Origin of the sequence: Shinella granuli, from assembly GCF_004341885.1 — a bacterium.
Lineage (GTDB): Bacteria > Pseudomonadota > Alphaproteobacteria > Rhizobiales > Rhizobiaceae > Shinella > Shinella granuli.
Genome location: NZ_SLVX01000006.1, coordinates 1 through 21,175 on the forward strand (window position 1 = coordinate 1; position 21,175 = coordinate 21,175).

25 protein-coding genes are annotated in these 21,175 nt (G+C 66.9%); 4 read left to right on the forward strand and 21 right to left on the reverse strand.

Annotated features, from left to right (window positions below):
• Positions 1–190: 190 nt before the first annotated feature.
• The gene (locus EV665_RS11580; protein WP_133034240.1) at positions 191–631 is read right to left on the reverse strand and encodes a hypothetical protein; all 441 of its coding nucleotides are present in this window, start codon (positions 629–631) and stop codon (positions 191–193) included.
• A 44-nt stretch (positions 632–675) separates the two neighbouring features.
• On the opposite strand from EV665_RS11580, the gene EV665_RS11585 reads away from it, so the two are divergent.
• Complete coding sequence (locus EV665_RS11585) at positions 676–1,539, forward strand: MurR/RpiR family transcriptional regulator (RefSeq protein WP_133034241.1); 864 nt, start codon at positions 676–678, stop codon at positions 1,537–1,539.
• A gap of 118 nt (positions 1,540–1,657) precedes the next feature.
• On the opposite strand, the gene EV665_RS11590 is transcribed toward EV665_RS11585, so the two are convergent.
• The 15 genes from EV665_RS11590 to EV665_RS11660 all read right to left on the reverse strand — a co-directional run bounded on the left by EV665_RS11590 (position 1,658) and on the right by EV665_RS11660 (position 12,554).
• Positions 1,658–1,957, reverse strand: coding sequence for a DUF6522 family protein (locus tag EV665_RS11590; RefSeq protein WP_064329072.1), 300 nt, complete (start codon positions 1,955–1,957; stop codon positions 1,658–1,660).
• On the reverse strand, positions 1,954–2,421 hold the full coding sequence (locus EV665_RS11595; protein ID WP_133034242.1) for a group III truncated hemoglobin: 468 nt from the start codon (positions 2,419–2,421) through the stop codon (positions 1,954–1,956). Before EV665_RS11595 ends, EV665_RS11590 begins: the two co-directional genes overlap by 4 nt.
• A complete protein-coding gene (locus EV665_RS11600) occupies positions 2,418–3,203 on the reverse strand; it encodes a DUF2189 domain-containing protein (RefSeq protein ID WP_133034243.1) in 786 nt (261 codons plus the stop codon). Before EV665_RS11600 ends, EV665_RS11595 begins: the two co-directional genes overlap by 4 nt.
• Positions 3,204–3,218: 15 nt before the next feature.
• Entirely contained in the window at positions 3,219–3,428 is a 210-nt protein-coding gene (locus EV665_RS11605; protein ID WP_133034244.1) for a hypothetical protein, read from the reverse strand.
• Complete coding sequence (gene ccoP, locus EV665_RS11610) at positions 3,425–4,303, reverse strand: cytochrome-c oxidase, cbb3-type subunit III (RefSeq protein ID WP_133034245.1); 879 nt, start codon at positions 4,301–4,303, stop codon at positions 3,425–3,427. Before ccoP ends, EV665_RS11605 begins: the two co-directional genes overlap by 4 nt.
• Before the next feature lie 3 nt (positions 4,304–4,306).
• Positions 4,307–4,477, reverse strand: coding sequence for a cbb3-type cytochrome c oxidase subunit 3 (locus EV665_RS11615; RefSeq protein ID WP_133034246.1), 171 nt, complete (start codon positions 4,475–4,477; stop codon positions 4,307–4,309).
• Positions 4,478–4,481: 4 nt separating this feature from the next.
• Positions 4,482–5,213 (reverse strand): cytochrome-c oxidase, cbb3-type subunit II, encoded by a 732-nt coding sequence (gene ccoO, locus EV665_RS11620; RefSeq protein WP_133034247.1) that lies wholly within the window; start codon positions 5,211–5,213, stop codon positions 4,482–4,484.
• A gap of 2 nt (positions 5,214–5,215) precedes the next feature.
• Positions 5,216–6,874: a cytochrome-c oxidase, cbb3-type subunit I gene (gene ccoN / locus EV665_RS11625; protein WP_133034248.1), complete on the reverse strand. Its 1,659-nt coding sequence runs from the start codon at positions 6,872–6,874 to the stop codon at positions 5,216–5,218.
• 20 nt (positions 6,875–6,894) lie between these two features.
• A complete protein-coding gene (locus EV665_RS11630) occupies positions 6,895–7,338 on the reverse strand; it encodes an Rrf2 family transcriptional regulator (protein ID WP_133034249.1) in 444 nt (147 codons plus the stop codon).
• Positions 7,339–7,510: 172 nt separating this feature from the next.
• Positions 7,511–8,200 (reverse strand): MOSC domain-containing protein, encoded by a 690-nt coding sequence (locus EV665_RS11635; protein ID WP_133034250.1) that lies wholly within the window; start codon positions 8,198–8,200, stop codon positions 7,511–7,513.
• Positions 8,197–8,736 carry a thioredoxin domain-containing protein gene (locus EV665_RS11640; protein ID WP_245507698.1) on the reverse strand — a complete coding sequence of 180 codons (540 nt, stop codon included), beginning with the start codon at positions 8,734–8,736 and terminating at the stop codon, positions 8,197–8,199. Before EV665_RS11640 ends, EV665_RS11635 begins: the two co-directional genes overlap by 4 nt.
• A 146-nt stretch (positions 8,737–8,882) precedes the next feature.
• Positions 8,883–9,599, reverse strand: coding sequence for a hypothetical protein (locus EV665_RS11645; RefSeq protein ID WP_133034251.1), 717 nt, complete (start codon positions 9,597–9,599; stop codon positions 8,883–8,885).
• 34 nt (positions 9,600–9,633) lie between these two features.
• Positions 9,634–10,281 carry a MarR family winged helix-turn-helix transcriptional regulator gene (locus EV665_RS11650; protein ID WP_133034252.1) on the reverse strand — a complete coding sequence of 216 codons (648 nt, stop codon included), beginning with the start codon at positions 10,279–10,281 and terminating at the stop codon, positions 9,634–9,636.
• Between the two features lie 186 nt (positions 10,282–10,467).
• Positions 10,468–11,862 (reverse strand): DUF4360 domain-containing protein, encoded by a 1,395-nt coding sequence (locus tag EV665_RS11655; protein WP_133034253.1) that lies wholly within the window; start codon positions 11,860–11,862, stop codon positions 10,468–10,470.
• 101 nt (positions 11,863–11,963) lie between these two features.
• Positions 11,964–12,554, reverse strand: a complete 591-nt coding sequence (locus tag EV665_RS11660; RefSeq protein ID WP_064329086.1) for a DUF4360 domain-containing protein — start codon at positions 12,552–12,554, stop codon at positions 11,964–11,966.
• Between the two features lie 223 nt (positions 12,555–12,777).
• On the opposite strand from EV665_RS11660, the gene EV665_RS11665 reads away from it, so the two are divergent.
• Positions 12,778–13,032: a hypothetical protein gene (locus EV665_RS11665; protein WP_133034254.1), complete on the forward strand. Its 255-nt coding sequence runs from the start codon at positions 12,778–12,780 to the stop codon at positions 13,030–13,032.
• Between the two features lie 9 nt (positions 13,033–13,041).
• Here the strand turns inward: EV665_RS11665 and EV665_RS11670 are convergent, their stop codons facing one another.
• Genes EV665_RS11670 through mtnK form a run of 5 tightly spaced genes read right to left on the reverse strand, consistent with a single transcriptional unit; the run spans position 13,042 to position 18,466 of the window.
• Entirely contained in the window at positions 13,042–14,160 is a 1,119-nt protein-coding gene (locus EV665_RS11670; RefSeq protein ID WP_133034255.1) for a RuBisCO large subunit C-terminal-like domain-containing protein, read from the reverse strand.
• Positions 14,160–15,161 (reverse strand): transketolase family protein, encoded by a 1,002-nt coding sequence (locus tag EV665_RS11675; protein WP_133034256.1) that lies wholly within the window; start codon positions 15,159–15,161, stop codon positions 14,160–14,162. The genes EV665_RS11670 and EV665_RS11675 overlap by 1 nt, the downstream gene beginning before the upstream one ends.
• Before the next feature lie 2 nt (positions 15,162–15,163).
• Complete coding sequence (locus tag EV665_RS11680; RefSeq protein WP_133034257.1) at positions 15,164–16,099, reverse strand: transketolase; 936 nt, start codon at positions 16,097–16,099, stop codon at positions 15,164–15,166.
• A 4-nt stretch (positions 16,100–16,103) separates the two neighbouring features.
• Positions 16,104–17,198, reverse strand: coding sequence for an S-methyl-5-thioribose-1-phosphate isomerase (mtnA, locus tag EV665_RS11685; protein ID WP_133034258.1), 1,095 nt, complete (start codon positions 17,196–17,198; stop codon positions 16,104–16,106).
• Positions 17,195–18,466 (reverse strand): S-methyl-5-thioribose kinase, encoded by a 1,272-nt coding sequence (gene mtnK / locus EV665_RS11690; protein ID WP_133034259.1) that lies wholly within the window; start codon positions 18,464–18,466, stop codon positions 17,195–17,197. Before mtnK ends, mtnA begins: the two co-directional genes overlap by 4 nt.
• Positions 18,467–18,612: 146 nt before the next feature.
• On the opposite strand from mtnK, the gene EV665_RS11695 reads away from it, so the two are divergent.
• Together EV665_RS11695 and EV665_RS11700 are read left to right on the forward strand one after the other, a co-directional pair.
• Positions 18,613–20,130: a sugar ABC transporter ATP-binding protein gene (locus tag EV665_RS11695; RefSeq protein WP_133034260.1), complete on the forward strand. Its 1,518-nt coding sequence runs from the start codon at positions 18,613–18,615 to the stop codon at positions 20,128–20,130.
• Positions 20,127–21,173 (forward strand): ABC transporter permease, encoded by a 1,047-nt coding sequence (locus tag EV665_RS11700; RefSeq protein WP_162853041.1) that lies wholly within the window; start codon positions 20,127–20,129, stop codon positions 21,171–21,173. The genes EV665_RS11695 and EV665_RS11700 overlap by 4 nt, the downstream gene beginning before the upstream one ends.
• The last annotated feature ends 2 nt before the right edge of the window (positions 21,174–21,175 follow it).

A 21,175-nucleotide genomic window follows, 5' to 3' on the forward strand; every position in this document is an offset into this window, starting at 1 on the left:
GCTGTTGGATCGCAAAGTTCCCGTCAACGATCATCGCTGGAGCGATGTAATTTGTTTTCTCGATAATGCGATAATTTCACCGGAAGTCAATGGATGACGGGTGTTTGGCGGGCTTTAGTGTAATCTGTTTTCTTTTCAGGTGAAAATGGGAGAAATTTTCATGGCCTGCGCCTGGTGAAAGCGGTGAGGCTCATCGCGGTTGCCTTGAATCCTGTATCGATTTCAACCCGTTCCAGAGCTGATCTAGAGGCATGGAAAAGGGAAGGAGCCCCGGAAAACCGGCGTAAACGTGAAAATGGGACCATGTTCGGACGGTCTGATTTTCACGGGTGGCAGGCTTCTGTTTCGCGCCGCGCATCGATTTGGCATCAACACGTAAAAATTTTTCTGAAAAAGAGAGCCCGCCGGCCTGAAAATCCGTGTCGCGACGGCCGCCACGATCCGCTTCGGCGTGAAATCCGCCGTTCTGTCGGTGGGCGGCGCTTTCCATGGCTGAAGATCCGGGCGGTGTCACGCGGGAGGATGGGAGGGCATCCCGGAACGGTCCGGTGAATTTCAGGCGCCGATCGCCAAGCCCATTGATGCGCGCCGGCACTGTGTTATGACTGGCAGACAAGAAATTCGTTTTCATTTGCGCGCCGGACCGACGCGCCGTGCAGGGGGAGGCCGCAGCCGATGGACCTTTTTCACGCCTTGTCGGATGAGGACGGCCGGCTGTCGGGGCTCGATCGCAAGCTGGCGCAACTGGCCCTCGACGACGTCGATTTCGTCGTCAATTCGTCGATCGGCGAGCTGGCCGACCGCGCCGGGGTGTCGCCGCCGACCGTCACGCGCTTCTGCCGCCGGCTCGGCTGCAAGGGCTATCCGGACTTCAAGGTGCAGCTTGCCCGGCTCACTTATGTGGGCCTGCGCTACGTCAAGCCGGAAGTGCCGACCGAAACGCCCGAGGAAGTGGCCGAGGACATCATCGCCAAAGCGCAGAACGCCCTGTTCCAGCTGCATCGCCAGCTCGATTTCGCCTCGCTCGACATGGCGGCCCGCCTGCTGCGCGGCGCCGATTTCATCCAGGCCTTCGGGGCGAGCGGCAATTCGGCGATGATCGTCAACGAGCTGCACAACCGGCTCTTCCGGCTCGGCTGCCGCATCAACGCCTCGAACGACCACAACATGAACGCGATGATCTCCGCGGCCGCCCAGCCGGGCACGGTGGTGTTCGGCTCCTCCTTCACCGGCCGCGACCCGGCGCTCGTCCACTGCCTCGAACTGCTGCGCCGGCGCGGCATCCCCACCATCGTCCTCACGCAGGGCGGTTCGCCCGTCGCGGCGGCGGCGGATGTGGTGATCTCCGTCGAGCTGCCGGAGGGCAAGAACATCTTCCGGCCCACCTCGACACGCTATGCCTATCTCGCGGTCATCGACATGCTGGCCAATCTCGTCGCCTATGCCGACCGGACCAAGGCGATGAAGACCCTGCGCAGCATCAAGGAGGAGCTGGTCAGCCGGCGCGACGGCGACGACCGCCAGCTCCTCGGCGACTGACGGGCCGGCCGTCCTGCTGGAGAATTTCCGCTTTTCTTCGAATTGCGAAAACGCTCCATCTATTTGTTTTTACGTAATTCCGGACGCAAAACCGCTTCGCACTTTTGCTGGAATTGCTTTACCGCGAGGGTTTCGGCGCCCCGGCGGAAAGCACCTCGACGTGCTGCGTGCCGACCGTGCCGTCCGCCTCGACGACGGCCTGCCAGCGGCGGTTGCCGCAGCGCACCGAAAGCCGCCAGCGCCCGGCATCCTCGCCTTCGCCGCGCTCGACGCGCGAGGCGACGAGGCCGCGGCGCATGTAGTCGCGCAGCGTCTGCGTCGGCCAGCCGAAACGCGCGGCGAGCATGTCTGCCGGCAGGAGGAATTCTCCGGCTTCGTCCCGGCTGAGGACGAGGGGGCTGGCATCGGCGGCACTCATGAAATTGCTTCCCGCGAAATCGGCGTGACCGCCATGGAATCCTCGCCGCGGCTGAAGGCGATGGCGAGGCGGAAGGAATGGGCGATGCGCAAGGCCCGGTCGAGGAAGAGATCGGCGACCTCGGGCGGGCAGAGCCGCTCGACGGTCGCGCGGAACAGCGTGAGCCAGCGGCGGAAATGCTGTTCCTCAAGCTCGGGTATGGCAAGGTGCGGCGGCAAGGGGCGGCCCTCGTAGCGGTCGGTGCGCAGAAGCGTTGCAGACCAGAAGTCGCGCATCTTTGCAAGATGCACCGGCCATTCCTCCGGCGCGATCGCGCCGTCGAAGATCGGGCCGAGCAGTGGATCCTTGCGGATCCCGTCATAGAAACCGTGCACCACGGCATGGATCATCGCTTCGTCGAGCACTTCCGGCAGCGGCTTGCCGTCGATGACGATGGTGCGGTCGGGGGCAGGGCGGCCTCTCATCGGATCGCCCTGTAGCTGTGCCAGGTGCCATGGCCGAGCAGCGGGAAGATGACGACGAGGCCGAGGAACCCCGTCGCGATGGCGACGACGGTGAGCGCCAGCACGATGGCGCCCCAGGCGAGCATGACCGGCAGGTTGCGGAAGGTGAGCGAAATGCTCGTGCCCATCGCGGTGAAGGCGTCCGTCTTTTCCGCCAGCAGCATGGGAATGGCAAAGGTGCTGATGGCGAAGGAGAAGGCGGCGAAGAGCCCGCCGACCGCCGTGCCGACGACGATCATGCCGAGCCCTTCCGGCGTGGAGACCAGCATGGCGACGACATGGTCGAGGCCGGGAAAGGGCCTCAGCCCGACGAAGAGCGCGTAGATGATGACGGCGGCGCGCATCCAGACCAGCATCAGCAGGCAGAGGATCGCGCCCGTATACCAGACCTGCGCGCCGGATTCGGTTTTCACGAAGATCATGCGTGCAAGGCTCGGCGTCACGCCCTCCTCAAGGTCCCGGCTCTTGCGGTAGAGGCCGATCGCCACCAGCGGGCCGACCACCATGAAGCCGGCAAGCGCGGGGAAGAGGATATAGTCGAGCTCCAGGCGGAAGAGGCCCCAGACCACCGCCAGCGACAGGAGGAAGACGGCGAAGCCGTAGGCAAGGCTCGGCAGCGGATTGCGCCAGAGGTCGCGCCAGCCGGCGGCGAGCCAGCCGAGCGCCGCGCCGGCCGGCAGGTTACGGCGGCGCTGTTCGGCGAGCGGCACGGGCGCGTCACCGGTCTTGTCGGTCGTTCCCATGATATCCTTCCTCTCTCAGCAGGAGGGCCGCGCGGCGCGATACGCACCGTCCCGGCCTTCCGTCTTCAGGTGTTGCACGCAATCGGGCTGGGAGGTCAGCGCGACATGGACGAGATGCGCATTGGCGCCGGCAAAGAGCGCAAGGCCCGCCGCGACGATGAGGAACGCGGCGCGCCGCCAGTTGATGCGGCCGGGCGGACGCGTCTCGCTTGCCGCGCTGCTCATCGCCCGTCCTCCGCCAGCGTGCCGACATAGAGCGCCAGCAGCTTGATATCGACCGGCGAAAGGCGGCCTTCCCAGTGCGGCATGTGGCCCTGCCGGCCGGAATAGATCGAGGTGAAGACGCTCTGCGCGTCGCTGCCGTAGATCCAGGCGGCGTCGGTGAGGTCGGGCGCGCCGGCCTCCGTGCTGCCGCGGCCGTCCTCGCCGTGGCAGGCGACGCAGTTGGCGGCGAACACCTCCCTGCCGGCCTCGACCTCAGCGGTGTCGGCCGCGCCCATCGGCAGGGCGGAGAGCGAGCGCACATAGGCGGCGACGGCCCGCACCTGCCTGTCGTCGAGGATGCCGTCGCGGCCGAAGGCCATCATCTGCGAGATGCGCGTCTCCTCGTTGGCGGCGTTGATGCCGATGCGGATCGTCTCGGCGATGGTCTCCGGTTCGCCGCCCCACAGCCAGGCCTTCGCCGCAAGGTTCGGGAAGCCCGGCCCGCCGGTGCCGCGCGTGCCGTGGCAGGCGGCGCAATTGTCGATGAAGAGCGTGCGGCCGGTCTCGCGCACATGCTGCATGAGGGTGTCGTCCGCGGCGATCTCCTGAAGGCTCGCCCCGGCGATGCGGCCGGTCCAGGCGGCACGGGCCGCGGCGGCGTCCTCGACCTGCCGCGTCACGACATCGCGCTGGTCGATGCCGAGCAGGCCCTTCGTATAGGAGACGCCGAGCGGCCAGGCCGGCATCAGGATCCAGTAGCCGATGGCAAAGAGCGTGGTGACGGTGAGGAAGAAAACGACGACGCGCGGGATCGGCGTTTCCAGCTCCTCGATGCCGTTCCATTCGTGCCCGGTGGTGGCCCGTCCGGTGGCGGGATCGTGTCTTTCGGTTGCCATGCCCTAGTCCCCCGGCCGGTCGTCTTTGTCGAGAATGCTCTTCTTGGCGCGATCGAAACGCTTCCGGTTGCCCGGCCAGAGCGCGTAGACGACGACGCCCGCGGCAAGCAGGATCAGGTAGAACAGCCCCCAGCTCTTGGCGAAGGCGACGACGCTGTTGTGGTCGATCTCCATCGCCTCACTCCGCCTTTGCCGTCTGCTGCTGCGCCGCCTGCGTCAACTGGCCGACGATCTGGAGATAGGCGACCAGCGCGTCCATCTCGGTCAGGAGACCGGGATTGCCGTCGAAGGCGCGCACATTGGTCGCCTCGCCGTAGCGCTCGCTGACGCCGGAAGTGCCGGCATCGTCGGGGTTGGCCTGTGCGCGGGCGTCGGCGGTGGCGTTCTCGATCATCGCATCCGTATAGGGTACGCCGACGGCGCGCTGGGCGGCAAGGTGCGCGCTAAGATCGTCGATCCTCAGCGCATTGCGCTTCAGCCAGCCGTAGCGCGGCATCACCGATTCCGGCACCACGTCGCGCGGATTGACGAGATGGGCGACATGCCAGGCGTCGGAATACTTGCCGCCGAGGCGGGCGAGGTCCGGGCCGGTGCGCTTGGAGCCCCAGAGCATCGGGTGGTCGTATTTCGATTCCACGGCCAGCGAATAGGGACCGTAGCGCTCCACTTCGTCGCGCAGCGTGCGGATCATCTGCGAATGGCAGGCGTAACAGCCCTCGCGGATGTAGAGGTTGCGGCCGGCGAGCTCCAGCGGCGTGTAGAGCCGCATGTCGGGCGCCTCCTCCACCGTCTCGTGGATGGTGAAGAGCGGGGCGATCTCGACGAGGCCGCCGATGGAGGCGACGCCGACGATGGCCAGCACGAAGCCGATGGCGTTGCGCTCGAGCTTGCGGTGGAAGAACTCCTTCATCGTCATTCTCCTGCCGGGGCCGCGCCGGCCTTGCCGTAGAGGGGAACGTCGCCGGCAGGCTCTGCAGCGCGCGCCCTTCGCGCCATGCGGATCGTCATCCAGACGTTGAACGAGCAGACGACGGCGCCGGCAAGGAACAGCAGTCCCCCGAAGGCGCGGGCGATATAGTAGGGATGCATGGCGACGAGGCTGTCGATGAAGGAATAGGCGAGCGTGCCGCTGTCGTTGTAGGTGCGCCACATCAGGCCCTGGATGATGCCCGAATTCCACATGGCGAAGACGTAGACGACGGTGCCGGCGAGCGCGAGCCAGAAGTGCACCTCGATCAGTTTGGGCGAATACATGCGCTCCTGCTTCCACATCCACGGCACGAGGGCGTAGAGCGAGCCGAAGGTGATCATCGCCACCCAGCCGAGCGCGCCGGCATGCACATGGCCGACGGTCCAGTCGGTATAGTGCGAGAGCGAGTTGACGGCGCGGATCGCCATGAAGGAGCCTTCGAAGGTGGAGAGCCCGTAGAACACGGCCGCGACCATCATGAAGCGCAGGGTCGCGTCGTCGCGCACCTTGTGCCAGGCGCCGTTGAGCGTGGCGAGCGCGTTGCCGGCGGACGCCCAGGACGGCACAAGCAGCACGATCGAGAAGGTCATGCCGAGGGTCTGCACCCATTGCGGCAGGGCGGTGTAGTGCAGGTGGTGCGCGCCCGCCCACATATACATGAAGGTGATGCCCCAGAAGCTGATGATCGAGAGGCGGTAGGAGAAGATCGGCCGCTCGGCGCGCTTCGGCAGGTAGTAGTACATCATGCCGAGGAAGCCGGCGGTCAGGAAGAAGGCGACGGCGTTGTGGCCGTACCACCATTGCGTCATCGCATCCTGCACGCCGGAAAACAGCGAATAGCTCTTGGCATGGCCGAAGGAAACGGGCACGGCGAGGTTGTTGACGATGTGCAGCACCGCCACGACCAGGATGAAGGCCATGTAGTACCAGTTGGCGACGTAGATATGCGGTTCCTTGCGGCGCTGCAGCGTGCGGATGTAGATGAGGAAATAGACGACCCAGACGACGACCAGCCAGATATCGGCATACCATTCCGGCTCGGCATATTCCTTCGACTGGGTCATGCCCATCAGGTAGCCGGTCGCGGCGATCAGACAGAAGAGATTGTAGCCGATCAGCACGAACCACGGGGCGAACTGGCCGGGCAGTCGCGCGCGACAGGTGCGCTGGAGCACATGGAAGGAGGTGGCGATCAGCGCATTGCCGCCGAAGCCGAAGATGACGCCCGACGTGTGCACGGGCCTGAGGCGCCCGAAGCTCGCCCAGGCGCTGTCGACGAAGGTCAGCTCCGGCCAGGCGAGCAGCGCGGCCACCCAGACGCCGACGAACATGCCGGCCACCGCCCAGGCGAGCGACAGGATGATGCCGGCCCGCGTCGGATCGTCGTAATATTCGGAAAGCCTTTCTTCCGGCGGCTCCGGATCAAACAGCGCGGACAGCACAACGAAGCCGAGGCCGAGGCTGAAGACCAGCACGATATAGCCGTGCACGGCCAGCGGATCTCCCCGCCCGGCCACCGCCATGGCAAGCCCCGTCAGGGCGAGCGCGCCGAGCACGAAGAGGGCCAGATGGCGCTCCGAAACTGTCAATCCCGATATCATCGATCTCTCCCCTCCGTGTCTCACGCCGCTTCGGCAATGCCCAGCAGCGGCCCGAGCGCGGCCCTGTTGCGGACAATATCCTCGAGCGTGTATTTATCGAGAACCGCAAGGAATGCGGCGAGCGCCTCGTGCAGCATACCCTTCAGCCGACAGGCCGGCGAGATGGCGCAGGCCCGCCCGCCTGCCTGCATGCATTCGGCCAGCGAGAATTCCTCTTCCGTCGCCCGGACCAGCGCGCCGACGGCGATCTCGGCGGGCGCCTTCGCCAGCTTGATCCCGCCCGCCCGCCCGCGCGTCGTCTCGACAAGGCCGAGATCGCGCAGGGTCTGCGCCACTTTCAGGAGGTGGTTGCGCGAAAGCCCGTAGGCCTCGGCCACGTCGTTCACCGTGCATACGCGGTCCGGCCGCGTCGCCACGTAGATCAGCATGCGCAGGGCATAGTCCGTGTGAAGCGTCATCCGCATGGCGTCGTCTCCCGGCCGGGGCTTTTAAAAAGTATTCTGGATACCACTTTTAACGCAAGCCCCGCCCGGTCGAAAGTGCAATAGCGTCGCAGGTGCCGGGATATTGCATGATCCAACGCCAAAGCGTTGCCGGTTGGGCGGGCAAGGCTGCGGGCAGCGGCGCTGCGGGATGTCAGCCGGCGCCGGTGAGGCGCTTCGTCCAGTCCTCGACCCGGTTGCTCTCCAGCCGTCGGGCGGCATGGGCGCGCCAGCCGTCGGCAAGGCGCCCGAGCGCGGCGATGCCGGCCAGTTCCGCACGGTTGAGCGGATCGATGTAGAAGGCGCGCCAGATGCGTGCCAGCGTCCATTCCGGCGCGCGGCGCTCGCGCAGGACGAGGCGGTCGGCGGGCGAGACGGTGCCGGGCGTGAGCACCCGGTAGTACCAGCCGGTCCGCCCGCTCGATTGCACCAGGCGCGCCATCTCCGTCCGGCCGAAGCGCTCGTTCAGCTTCCAGCAGGGCTGGCGTCCCTGGCTAACCTCGATGACCGCGGTGCCGAGCTGGAAGACGTCGCCGATCGCCACCATGCGCTCCGTCAGCCCGGCCGTCGAGAGGTTCTCGCCGAAGGCGCCGGGGCCGGCAAGAAGCGGATGCGGCCCCAGATCGCGGGCCCAGTCGGCATAGTGCTCGAAGGGATAGTGGTGCACGGCCTTTTCCGGCCCGCCATGCCGCATCGTATCGCCCTGCCTGTCGCCGGCAAAACCGGTTTCTGAGAGATGGAGCGCATGGTGGACCGGCGCCTTCACGATGCCGCTCGGCACGCCGTGCGCGCCGAGCGGCGCGACGGCGCCGATGCGCAGGCTGAGCAGTGTGACCTCCGTCATGGTTCGACGACCGGAGGCATCGGTGCCGCGCAGCGGCCGTCGGCGCAGGCGCCGTCCCCGGCCGTGGCGGAAAGCGCCATGGCGATCCGCGCCCCGACGGCGATGTCGTCCTCCACGCCGAAGGCCTGGTGCAGGATGGTGCCGTCCCGCCCGATCAGCACGGAGGAGGGCGTTCCGCGCAGCCTGAAGCGCTGCATCGTCACCGGGATATCCGATCCTTCTTCCGCGAGGTCGACGCCCACGGGGGATTTCAGCCGGTATTCGTGGAGGAATGCCCCGAGGGTGACCGGCGACATGGCCGCATGGTGCTCGAAGACCGTGTGGATGCCGATGACCTGCAGGTCGGTATGGGCGAAGACGCGCTCGATGCGCTGGACCTGAGGAAGGGCCTGCGCCACGCAGCCGGGGCAGAGAAGCTGGAAACTGTGCAGGAAGACCGGGCGGCCGCGCAGGCCGGCGAGCGTCAGCGGGACCGGCGTGTTGAACCATTCGCTGACGGCCAGTTCCGGGGCAAGCGGCGTCTCAGGCGCGGTCATCGTCGCCTCCCTGCCGGCAGGCCTCGGCCGGGCCCGTTGCATCGCGGGGGCCAGTGGGGGTAAATCTCGGCACGTTCTTTCCTTTCATTTGCCTGGAGGGGAGGAATGGCCGGTCCGGCAATGGCAGTTGCCGGACCGGCGCCGGATCATTCGGCCGGCACGACCTTACCGGGCAGGCTGAGATCGCCCGAGGCGACCTTGAACACGTTGCTGACGCACAGCAGCGGCGCATGCAGGTTGCCGTTGACCTTCAGCCCTGCCGTCACGCCGTCGAAGGCGGCGCCCTTAATGCCGCCGATCAGCGACAGGGGAATGGCGACGTCCACCGTGTCGCCCTTGAAGCTGGTCGGGTATTGCGGGCTGTCGATGAGGAGCGGCACGCCGGGCCAGGTCTCCGGCACCTTCGGCGTGGTGCCTTCCGGGATGTCGATGACCTTGAGCCCGCCGCCGCAGGCCTTGTCCTCGGCCAGCACCACCCAGTGCGGATGCCAGACATGGCGGTTCTTGCCGCCCTTGACCGCATCGTCGAAATCCGGATGGAAGGTGACGGCCAGCGCGACGATGCCCTGGCCCGCGTCGAAGCCGATCGCGCCGCTGTCGAGGCTCGTCGGCCAGACATAGGCATAGACGCTGGAGCCTTCGAACCTGCCCGTCGCGTCGGGCTTGTCCTTACCGGCCTCGCCGCGCACGCGGGTGGTGAAGATCGCGCTGTCGCCCCGTGTGACGATCGTCGTCTCGATGATGTCGAAGGCGGCCTCTACCGCTTCCGCAGGCTCCGCCTTGATGGAATGGGCCGAGGCTGTCGTCAGCCAGAACAGGGCCGTTCCGGCGGCGAGCGCGCCGGTTGCAAATCTGCCGAGCATGATGGTCTTCCTTTCGTTTGCCTGGAGGGTGGAACTATCCCGCTTGGAATGCATCCCAGGTGGCAGCCCGGGATGCGGGATCGGCTTCATCGTGGTCGCGGCAATCGACGCGCAGGTCTCGCTGGCCGAAGGCGGCATCGACGAAATGGCAATGATGGGGGCGCGCGGCATCCGCATGCGCGAAGGGGGAGAAGTGGCGACAGGTCACGCACATGCGCTGGACGGGGATCGCCTCCGCCACCTGCAGGCGGCGGATCATCTTGACCAGCGTGAGGAGCAGGTCCTCCTGCTCGCGGTCATCGAGCGCGCCGAGGGCCGTGGCGGCAAGGCCGTCGCCGGTGTCCGAGGCCTTGAGGATTGCAAGACCTTCCGCCGTCGGCACCACGCGCACCGCGCGCCGGTCGCCCGCTTCCGGCCGCTTCTTCAGACAGGCCTTGCGCTCCAGCGCATTGATCGAATCCGTCGCCGTCGGCTGCGAGACGCCGAGATGGGCGGCGATCTCGCGCACGCCGAGGCCATCCGCCCCGCGCCCTTCCAGCAGTGTCAGGATGGCAAGCTGCGTCGGGTTGAGCCCGCTCGCCTTCGAGCGGTTCCACTCGTCGATGCGCATGGCCATGCCGATACGGGAAAGGCCTTCGCGAAGGCGCTCGGTGATCGCATGGGGGTTCCTGGGCGTTTCCATGCGGAGATTATATAGGAGTCCTATATATATTCAAGGGTGCAGGGAAGATCGAGCCGCCCGGGGACGGGCGGCGGCCTGACACAGGAATGAGGGAAGGGGCTGCCGCGGGACGGCGCCGGGCGGTTCCCCGCCCGGAGCATTGCGTTTCGAGCCTTGCGCCGCGGCGGGCGCGGCGCCTGGATGGCGTCAGAATGACGCCTTCAACTGGCCGCCGATGTTCCAGTCCGGCTTGTCGTTTTCGCGGAAGGTCGCGGAAACCGCGGTGTCGAGCTGCCAGCGTTCGTCGAACTTCCAGCCGACGCGCCCGCCGAGCGTCGCGAAGTTCTGGTCGTCTGCCTTGCCCCTGGCATCGCCCACCCAGTCGACCGAGGCCTTTGCGCCATCCTTGCCGGCGAAGGTGCGGCCGACCGCGCCGAGGATCGTGTAGTCCAGCTTTTCGTCCAGCCTGCGGCTCCAGGCGAATTCTGCGCTCACCGTGTCCGAGGCCGAACGGCCGCCCTTGATATGGCCTGCGAAGAGGTTCTTGCCGGACGCGTCCTCGTCATAGCCGTCGAGGTCGAGCCAGGCGCGGGTGAAGCGGGTGGAGAGCGCGAATTCGTTCGCCGCGTCCGGCGCATAGATCACGCCGGCCCGGCCATAGGCGCTGAACAGCGAGCCGGAGGCGTTGCCGCTGGCAAGGACGATCGAATCGAGGTTCTGGTAGCTGCGCGAGAACGAGGCCGAGATGTCGGGCGATCCCCAGGCGCCGACTTCGCCGAAGGCGCGCCAGGTGGCCGGCGCGCTCGTATAGCGCACCGCGCCGGCGAAAAGGCCAAGCGTGTCGAGCGCGACATCGGTGCGGTTCGCATGAACCACGGCCGCGCCGCCGAGAACGCTGACGCCGCTGCCGGCCTCCCAGCGTCCGTTGAAGCCGGCCGCCGCATCGGAGCTCGCGAAGGCGGCGACATAGCTGCCCTCGTCGAACCGGCTCTGCTGGCCGAGCAGGTTCTGCGCGGTGTCCATGAGGTCGAGCGCGATGGACTGCCGCTGGCGGGCGATCTGGTCGAGCGAGGCGACCACCGAGGCCGTGGTGGTGTAGCCGATGCGGGCGAAATCGATGGAATCGATCGCCAGCGTGGATTCGAAGCCGTTCTCGTCGAGCGGCCCGGCCGCGCCGAGGATCACGGCGAGGTCGAGCGTCTCCGAGCCCGAAACGCCCACCCTGTCGGAAATGGCGACATCGTCCTGCAGCGGGCCCTTGATCTCGTATTGCAGGATCTGCTTGCCGTCCTGCACGGTGCGCAGCGAGGCGGTCTGGCCGTCCTCGGTCGTGGCGAAGCCGCGATAGTCCACGGCATAGACCGTGTGCCCGCCCGGCTGGGTGACGGGTACGGAGAGCCTGCAGGTGGTGGTCGCGCGCCTCTTGCCCGATGCGCCGCCCGCCATCGCGGAAAAATCGTCGAAGAGAATGCTCGTCGCATTGCCGTCGGGCGAATGCGTTGCGGAGAACGTTCCGTCCGCACAGCCGTTCGCCGCATGGGCAAGCCCTGGAAGCGGGACCGAGGCGGCGGCGAGGAGGGCGAGGCGGATCGGAAGACGCATACGAAAATTCCCTGATGGAGGCCGGGCGGCGAGGGCGCCGCCCGGTTCATGAAGGTGAAGGATAGGGCGTTTTCCCCTTCAGGAAACGCGCCACGCCGGATTTAGCGGCACGTACGCCACTGCAGGCGATAGATGATCGCGGCCTTCACGTCCTGCGTATCGACCGTCGCCATGGCTTCCTGGCCGCGCGTGGTGTTGACGCGGATGCTGGAATTGGTGCGCAGGTTGATGTCCTCGCCGCAGGCCGACCAGATCAGCGATTCCGCCGTCAGCTTGTTGGAGATCAGGTAGTCCTTCTCCTGCGGGCCGGTAAAGGTCTGGCGGAACGCCGGGCCGCGCGTGCCGGCGAAGAAATATTCGACGTTGAACTGCGAGCGGGCGCCGCGCGGCAGCTGGTTGAAGCCGCGATAGTCGATGGCGAGCACCGAGACGCTGCGGCCCTGCGGCACATGGACCGGGATCGCGACGTTGCAGGTCTTGCGGTCGAAGGACTTTCCGGTCTCGCCGCCGGCTTCCACGACATATTCGTCGAACAGCAGGCTGAGCGCCTTGCCGTCGGGGCTCAGCGTCGCCGAGACGCTGTTGGCCGGGCAGCCGCTGCCGCCGTAGCCGGGCTTGCCGAGCGAAATGTCGTCTGCCTGGGCAGCCGTGGCGAGAAGGAGGGATGCAAGCAGGATACCAGCGGTTTTCATGGGATTTCCTCGATTTCGAACCGAACCTGACGTTCGTTCAAGATATGACAGCGGCGACCTGAACCGTCCCTGAGCGATACGTTCATTCTGGAGTCATCCGGCTTGTGCCAATCTGTACGCTGCGCAGTTAACAGCGTTTTAAAGAAAAATGTCCGTAAACGAGCCTTTAAAGGGCAAAACCGTGGCAACCATCCGCCCGGCCGCCGGAGGCGAGGAGAGCCAGATGCGTATTGTCCCCGCCATTCCAGGAATGTTCGTGATCGCTCTGGCAGGCGCCGTGCTTGCCGGCTGCACCACGGAGCGCGCGGCGGATGTCCGCCCCGGCTATTCCGGCGCGGTCTCGCCGGCCATGCGCGCGCACCAGCGGCGGCAGGCGATCCGCGCCGAGGAGGGCGGCTACCGGCGGCTCTACCGGCCGCGCGACTGCCGCTACGGCGCGCGCAATTGCGGCGGCTATGCGACGTTCGACCCGTCCTGATCCGCAAGGTCAGGCATAGACCGCTTCCGCAAGTCGCCGGCAGCCGTCGATAAGGTTCGGCTCCTGCAGCAGCGCGCCGCCGACGAGATACATGACGTCCTTGCCGTAGACCGCGCGCATCTCCGGCACGCGGGCGAAATTCACGCCGCCGCCCGGCGCCGGGACGCCCGCCTTCGGCCCGCCCATCTCCACCGCGCAGGCCTCCGCGATCGACCGGCATTCCTCGCGGGTGAAGCCGAAGCGGCCGCCGAAATTCGGAAACACCACGGCGTCCGCGCCCATCAGCCGGTGCAGCACGCCGTAGAAGGCGCGGTGCGAGAAACCGCAATCCGGCGAAACGACATTCGCGCCGGAAAAGGCGGGATGCGCGACGATGGGCAGGGAAAAGTCCGGATCGGCGGCCAGCATGCGCGCCACGTCGTAGCCGGCAAGCGCCGGGGCGATCATGACGGCGCCCGCGCCGGCGGCCTCCGCTTCCTTCGCCCTTTCGAGGATGGCGTCGGCCGGGCCGGTGATGTTGGGCACGAAGCTGGTCCGTCCGCCGCTCTTCGCATTCGCCTCGCCGACGGCCTCGACGCAGGCCTTCAGCCGCTCGGAGAAGGGCGCGGTCCTCTGGTCGACCAGCCCGTGGTCGTCCTTCACGTAATGCATGCCGCCGAGCGCGAAATCATGGGCGAGGCGGGCCAGCGCGGCCGTGGAAAGGCCGACGGGCTTGATCGCCGACATGAGGAGCGGGATATCGCCGATGCCCGCGCGGGCGCGGAGCCCCGTGATGCCATGACGCGGCCCCTTGCAGAGCGAAAGAATGCCCGGCGAAAGGCCGATGTCCTCGACCTTGAGGCCCGGCTTGATCGAGCTGTTGCCGAAGACGATGTTGAGGAACTGCAGGAAGTCGCCGCCGACATCGTCTTCGGAATAGGAGATCGTCGCGAGAAAGCCCGGTCGACCGTCCGGGGCCTGCTCCAGCGTTTCCAGCCTGCCGAGGATCTCGTCCTCCACATAGCCCTTCGGCACCACGTCGCGCGGGATCTCGACCGTCTGCTCCAGCGCGATGTCGAGCGCCCGGGCTTTGGCCTCCGCCGCATCGGCCGCGCGGACGAAATAGCGGACGGTGAAGCGCGGCGCCATCAGAGCGCCTCGGCCTTCTGGGCCGAATGCACGTGATCGAGGCGCACCTCCGCCAGTTCCTCCTCGCCGATACCAAGCGTCTTGCCGAGCAGCGCCTCGATGGCGGTGACGAGCGCCCCGGCGTCGAGCCCGTATTTCTTCATGAGATAGGGTTTCGACGCGCCGTGCGCGAAGGTGTCGTCGAGGCCGAGGCGCCTGAGGCGGATGCCCAGCCCCTCCTCGGCGAGGATTTCCGCCACCAGCGAGCCGAGGCCGCCGACGATCGTGTGGTTCTCCAGCGTCACGATGCCCTTTTTGCCGCGGGCGGCCTGCAGGAGGCCGTCCCGGTCGAAGGGTTTCAGCGTCGAGGCGTGCAGGTGGTGGACGTAAACGCCGCGCGTCTTCAGCGGCTGGATCGCACGCAAGGCCTCCTCCGTGCAGACGCCCGAGGAGACGACGAGAATGTCGTCGCCCTCCGAAAGCGTGCGCAGCCGGTTGAATTCGAAGGGCGTCGAGAAGAGGCGGGGCACCTCGCCGCGCAGGACGCGCACATAGACCGGCCCGTCGATGCTGTCGGCGACGTCGAGCACGGTCTCGACTTCCGTCGCGTCCCCCGTCTCGAGGATCGTCATGTTCGGCACGGCACGCAGCACGGCGATGTCCTCGATCGCCTGGTGCGTGATGCCGCCGGGCGTGGTGATGCCGGGCAGGAAGCCCATCAGCCGCACCTTGCGGTTGGAATAGGCGATGGAATTGATGAGCTGGTCATAGGGCCGGCGATAGAGGAAGACCGAGAAGGTGTGCAGGAACGGCCGGAATCCCTGCATGGCGAGGCCGCCGGCGAAGGAGAGCATGTTCTGCTCCGCCATGCCGAGCGACAGGAATTGGTCCGGATGCCGGTCGCGGAACCCGTCGACCTCGCAGGACGAGGTGAGGTCGGCGGAAAGGCACAGAACCTCCGGCCGCGCGCTGGCGAAGGCCTCGAACGCCCTGGCGTAGGGACGGTTGACGATCTCGACCATGGTCAGGCCCCTTCCATCGCGTTCACGTCGACGCCGAGTTCGGCGGCGAGCGCCGCCTGCATTTCCAGCCGTTCCTCGGCGCTCTTGAAGCGAACGTAGTGGAGGCGCGGAAAGCGCTTCTTCAGAAAATCCATGCCCTGATAGGGCGAGGTGTTGGCGAGGATGACCAGCGGCTTGCCGGCCTCCGCGCTCTCCGCCGCAGCGCGGAGCGCTTCAAGATCGTGTCCGTCCACCGCGCGGCAGGTGACGCCGAAGGCGGCGACGCGGGCGGCAAGATCGCCGAGGTCGAGCACGGAGGACATCGCCCCGTCGCATTGCTGGCGGTTCACGTCGACGATGACGCGGATATTGTCGATCCCGTGATGGCTCATCGCCGCAAGGCATTCCCAGGTCTGCCCCTCCTGGAACTCGCCGTCGGACATGTAGACCCAGATCTTGCCCCGCTCCTTCTTGCGCAGCCGCGCCCAGGCGACGCCGGAGGCCATGGAAAGGCCCTGCGCCAGCGAGCCCGTCGTCACCTCCATGCCGGGGCTGTGCTCGGCGCCGATCATCTCGACCGAACCGCCGTCCTTGTTGAAATGGTCGAGCGCATGCTCGTCCATGCGGCCCGTCTCGATCAGCGCGGAATAGATGACGAGCGCATAATGGGCGGGCGAGATGAAGAAGCGGTCGAAGTCCGGCCCGGCCGGGCCATGGTAGCCCGCGCCGGTGAAGGCGTCGGGATTATGCGCCGAGGGCACGCCGCGGAAGGGCAAGGGCACCTTGGGCAGCGTGGGCTCGCCGAGCGTCAGAAGTTCGTTGTAGAGCAGCGCCAGGCTCTCGGCGGCCGAGCAGGCCTGGCTGAGATAGCCGCCATTGTTCTTCATCGTGTGGAAGAAGACGCGCCGGCGGATGCCGAGCGCGATGTCCTCGGTGGATTTTTCGTTCGCAAGGCTCATCGTCTCAGCTCCGTTCGGGAAAGAGCGCCTTCAGGCCCTCGGGCGAGGGCGTGGCGATGCCGCGTTCCGTGATGAGGCCGGTGATGAGGCGCGCGGGCGTGACGTCGAAGGCGGGGTTCGCCGCCGGGCTGCCCTCCGGCGAGATGCGCACGCTGGCGATGGAACCATCCTCTGCGCGGCCCTGCACGAAGCTCACCTCGTCGCCGGCCCGCTCCTCGATCGGGATGTCCCTGATGCCGTCCTCCACCGTCCAGTCGATGGTGGGCGAGGGGAGCGCCACATAGAAGGGCACGTTGTTGTCGCGCGCGGCGAGCGCCTTCAGATAGGTGCCGATCTTGTTGCAGACGTCGCCGTTCGCCGTGGTGCGGTCGGTGCCGACGATCACCAGGTCGACGTCGCCGTGCTGCATGAGATGGCCGCCGGCATTGTCGACGATCAGCGTGTGCGGCACGCCATGGCCGTTCATCTCCCAGGCGGTGAGGTAGGCCCCCTGGTTGCGCGGCCGCGTCTCGTCGACATAGACATGGACGGGAATGCCTTCCTCGACGGCCATGTAGATCGGCGCGGTCGCGGTGCCGTAGTCGACGGTCGCCAGCCAGCCGGCATTGCAATGGGTGAGGATGCGCACTGGCTCGCCCGGCTTTTTCTTCGCCGCGATCTCGCGGATCACGTCGAGGCCGTTCGCGCCGATGGCGCGGTTGAGCTCGACGTCCTCCTCCGCGATTTCAGCGGCGCGCGTATAGGCAGCGGCCGTGCGCTCGCCTTCCGGCAGCGGGCGAAGGTGCTCGCGCATCGCGTTCAGCGCCCAGCGCAGGTTGATGGCGGTCGGGCGCGTTTCGTTGAGCTCTTCCCAGACGGCGTCGAGATGCGCATCCGACGGGTCCGTCGCCATGGCGATGGCGACGCCATAGGCGGCGGTGACGCCGATCAGCGGCGCGCCGCGCACCCACATGTCGCGGATCGCGGTGGCGATGTCGGCGACGGTCGTGAGCGTCACGACGCGGAACTCATGCGGCAGCCAGCGCTGGTCGATGATGTCGACCGAGCGGCCGTCCTCGTTCAGCCAGATCGTATGGTAGTGGCGTTCTCCGACTTTCACGCGAGGATCTCCTTTTCAAGCCGCTCCACGGTCTCGCGGATGTCGCGGAGGCTGTGGATGCGCTGCCGGTTGACGGCGAGGTGACGCCCGAGCTTCAGCGCCTTGGTCTCGCAGGGCGCGCGGCGGTCGGGGTCGGCGATGGTTTCGAAATCGGCGTTGTGGGCAAGGCCCAGGATGCGGCGATGGATCTCGATGCCGGCGAAACCCAGCATCTCGCGCCAGATCTCGTCGATGACGATGGCGAGCGCCTGCTCGGCGGCGAGCGGGTCGCCACGATCCTCGAAGAGGCTCGCCTGATAGAGGATGCCCTTGCGCTCCGTGCGCCAGAGATGGGCGAATTCGGCCCGGAACGTTTCCCAGAGCGTCTCGATCGTATCGAGCAGATAAGCGCGCATGCCGTCGCGTGCGCCGGGTGCCGCCTCATGGCCGGCTTGCGAAAAATAGCTCATCCAGAAATTGGCGATCAGCATGCCGACGTCGAAGCTGATCGGGCCGTAGAAGGCGAATTCCGGGTCGATGACGCGCGTCTCGTCGTCCGTCACCATGACGGAGCCGGTGTGCAGGTCGCCGTGGCAGAGCGTCTCGGCCTTGGCGGAGAAGAGGTGCTTCAGCCGCTGCGCCTCCACCTTGAGGTCGCGGTCGGCGCGCAGATCCGCCACGATCGGGTCGAGCTGCGGCGTGGTGTGGCGGTTGAGCGCCGCCTCGAAATAGGGATCGGAAAAGACGAGGTTTTCCGTGATGTCGCAAAGCTCGACATTGTCGGCGAAGAGCGCGAGATCCGCCTTCTTCTCCCGCGTTGCCATGGAAAGGTCCGAGCCGCGGAACAGCGTGCGGGCGGCAAAGAGCCCGAGGTCGCGGCCGATCCTCGGCAGTTCGCGCCCGTCGATCAGCGCGCGGCGCAGGATGACGTGCGGCGTCAGGTATTCCATGACGATGAGCGCCTGCGCCTCATCGAAGACGTAGATCTCCGGCACCATGCCCGGATCGCGCGCGGCCTGCCGCGTCAGCGCGTGATATTCGAAGAAGGAGCGCTTCAGCGGCAGCGGCCAGCTTTCGCCGACGAGCCGCACATAGGGCAGCGCCTGCTTGACGATTGCCGCGCCCCGATCCCCCGTCACGATGAAGACGAGGTTGAGGTTGCCGTCGCCGACCTCCTTGACGCTCCAATGGGACGAATCCGCCCCGATTTTCGCCTTCAGGACGGCGTTGCCGCCCAGCCGATCCGGCAATGTCTCGACGCTCAGCGCCGCGAAGACCTGGCTTTCCATATGCTTCTCCTCCTCGACGGGACGCGGCCTCCGCCGCCAGTCGTCCCACCATCCTTGCGCACAGCTAAGGCGGCATTCTGTCAAATGTCAATGGCCTTGACATTTGATGAGAGCCTATCCTAACCTGCCGTCATCGGGAGGAAAGAATGAGCGGTGAGGCGGTGTTTCGCATCGAGGGCGTGCGCAAGTCCTTTGGGCCGGTGACGGTGCTCCAGGGGGTGGACCTCGACCTCCGGGCCGGCGCGGTGACGGTTCTGATGGGCGCGAACGGCGCCGGCAAATCCACGCTCGTGCGCATCCTCTCCGGCGTCTACACGCGCGATGCCGGCGCCATCACGCTCGCTGGCCAGTCCTTCGAGCCGGGAACGCCCGCCGAGGCGATCCGCGCCGGCGTCGTCACCGTGCACCAGAACATCAATGACGGCGTCGTCGCCGATCTCGACGTCGCCACCAACCTCACGCTCGACCGGCTGAACGGGCGCGGCGCGAAACTGTTCTTCAATCCGCGCCGGGTGCGCCGCGAGGCCGCCGCAGTGGCCGCCCGCATGGGCCTTGCCATCGATCTTGCCGCCAATATCAACGACCTGACGCTCGCCGACCGCCAGATGGTGGCGATCGCCCGGGCCATGGCGCACGAGCCGAAGGTGCTGATCCTCGACGAGCCGACCTCCTCGCTCTCCAGCGCCGAGGCCGACCGCCTGTTCGATCTCGTCGACCGGCTGAAGGCGCGCGGCGTCGCCATTCTCTATATCTCGCACCGCATGTCGGATATCCGCCGCCTTGCCGACAGCATCCTCTCGCTGCGCGACGGCCGCATCACCGGCCGTTTCGAAGGGCCGGAGCTCGATTACGAGGGCGCGGTCAACGCCATGCTCGGCCGCAAGGTCTCGGCCGGCGCGGTCGCCGTGCGCGAGGCGGGCGCTCCGGTCTTCAGCGTGCGGGGCCTGAAGCTCTCCGAGCAGGCGCGGCCGTTCGATTTCGACCTCGGCGACGGCGAGATCGTCGCCGTCACCGGCCTCGTCGGCGTCGGCAAGACGGCGCTCGCCGAAACGCTCTTCGGCGCCCGCGCGCCGGCAGCGGGCGAGATGGCACTCGACGGCCGGGGCTATGCGCCGAAAAGCACGGGCCAGGCGATCGCCCGCGGCGTCTTCCTCGTCGCCAAGGACCGCGCGATCAGCGGCATCGTGCCTGATTTCAACATCTACGAGAATATCAGCCTGCCGTTCCTGCGCCGGCTCTCGGCCTTCGGCGTCGCGAGCCGGCGTGCGGAGAGGGCGAAGGCGCGCCGGCAGATCGACGCGCTCGGCGTCGTCTGCCGCAGCGAGCGCGACGAGATGCAGACGCTGTCGGGCGGCAACCAGCAGAAGGTCATGGTCGGCCGCTGGCTTTCCGAGCCCGCGCGCCTCCTCATCCTCGACGAACCGTTCCAGGGCGTCGACATCGCCGCCCGCCGCGACATCGGCGAGAAGCTGCGCGCCTCGGCCGCCGGCCGCTCCACCATCCTCTTCCTCACCGAACTCGACGAAGCCTTCGAGGTCGCCGACCGCATCATCGTGATGTCGGAGCAGACCATCGTCGGCGCGCACCGCAACGCCGATATCGACGTCGAGCGGCTGCTCTCCGAGATCGCCGGGCAATTCTATCAACAGGTCCATGCATCATGAGCAGCGAACAGAGCAAACAGGCGGCCGCCGGCCCCGTCCCGCCGGCCCTCAATGTCAGGGAAGCCGCCATCAAATACGGCTTCCTCGTGCTGCTCGCCGGCATGGTGCTCTATTTCTCGCTGGTGACGGGCGGTTTCGCCTCGCCGCAGAGCGCTGTCTTCATCCTGCAGTCCGTCTCGATCACCGGCATCCTCGCGCTCGGCGTCACGGCGACGCTGGTCGTCGGCGGCTTCGACCTTTCCATCGGCTCCGTCGCCACCACGGCGATGATGGCCTCGTCCTATGTCATGGTGGTGATGGGCGGCGACGCGCTGACGGCGACGCTGGTCTGCCTTGCCGTCGGCGTGCTCGTCGGCCTCGTCAACGGCATCATCATCGTCTACATGCGCGTGCCGGATCTTCTCGCCACGCTCGGCATGATGTTCCTCCTGCTCGGCCTCCAGCGCATCCCGACCGAGGGGCGCTCCATCGCGACCGGCATGACGCTGCCGGACGGCTCGACGGCGACGGGCGCCTTCAGCCCCGCCTTCCTCGCGCTCGGCCGCCACCGCTTCGATCTGGTCCTGCCCAATCTCGTGCCGGTCTCGGTCGTCGTGCTGATCGTGCTCGCCATCGTCATATGGTTCTTCTTGGAATACACCCGCTTCGGCCGCATGATGTACGCCGTCGGCTCGAACGAGCGGGCGGCGAGCCTCGCCGGCGCCCCCGTCAACGCCTACAAGATCTCGGCCTACATCATCTCCGGCGTCTTCGCCTCGATCGGCGGCATTCTGCTCGCCGCCCGTCTCGGCCGCGGCGACATCGCCTCCGGCAACAACCTGCTTCTCGACGCCGTCGCCGCCGCGCTGATCGGCTTCGCCGTGCTGGGCGCCGCCAAGCCGAACGCCTTCGGCACCGCCGTCGGCGCGCTCTTCGTCGGCATCCTCCTGCAGGGCCTGACGATGATGAACGCGCCCTATTACACGCAGGATTTCATCAAGGGCGCCGTGCTCGTCATCGCCCTGATCTTCACCTTTGCGCTCTCGAAAAGAGGCAAACGCTGAGA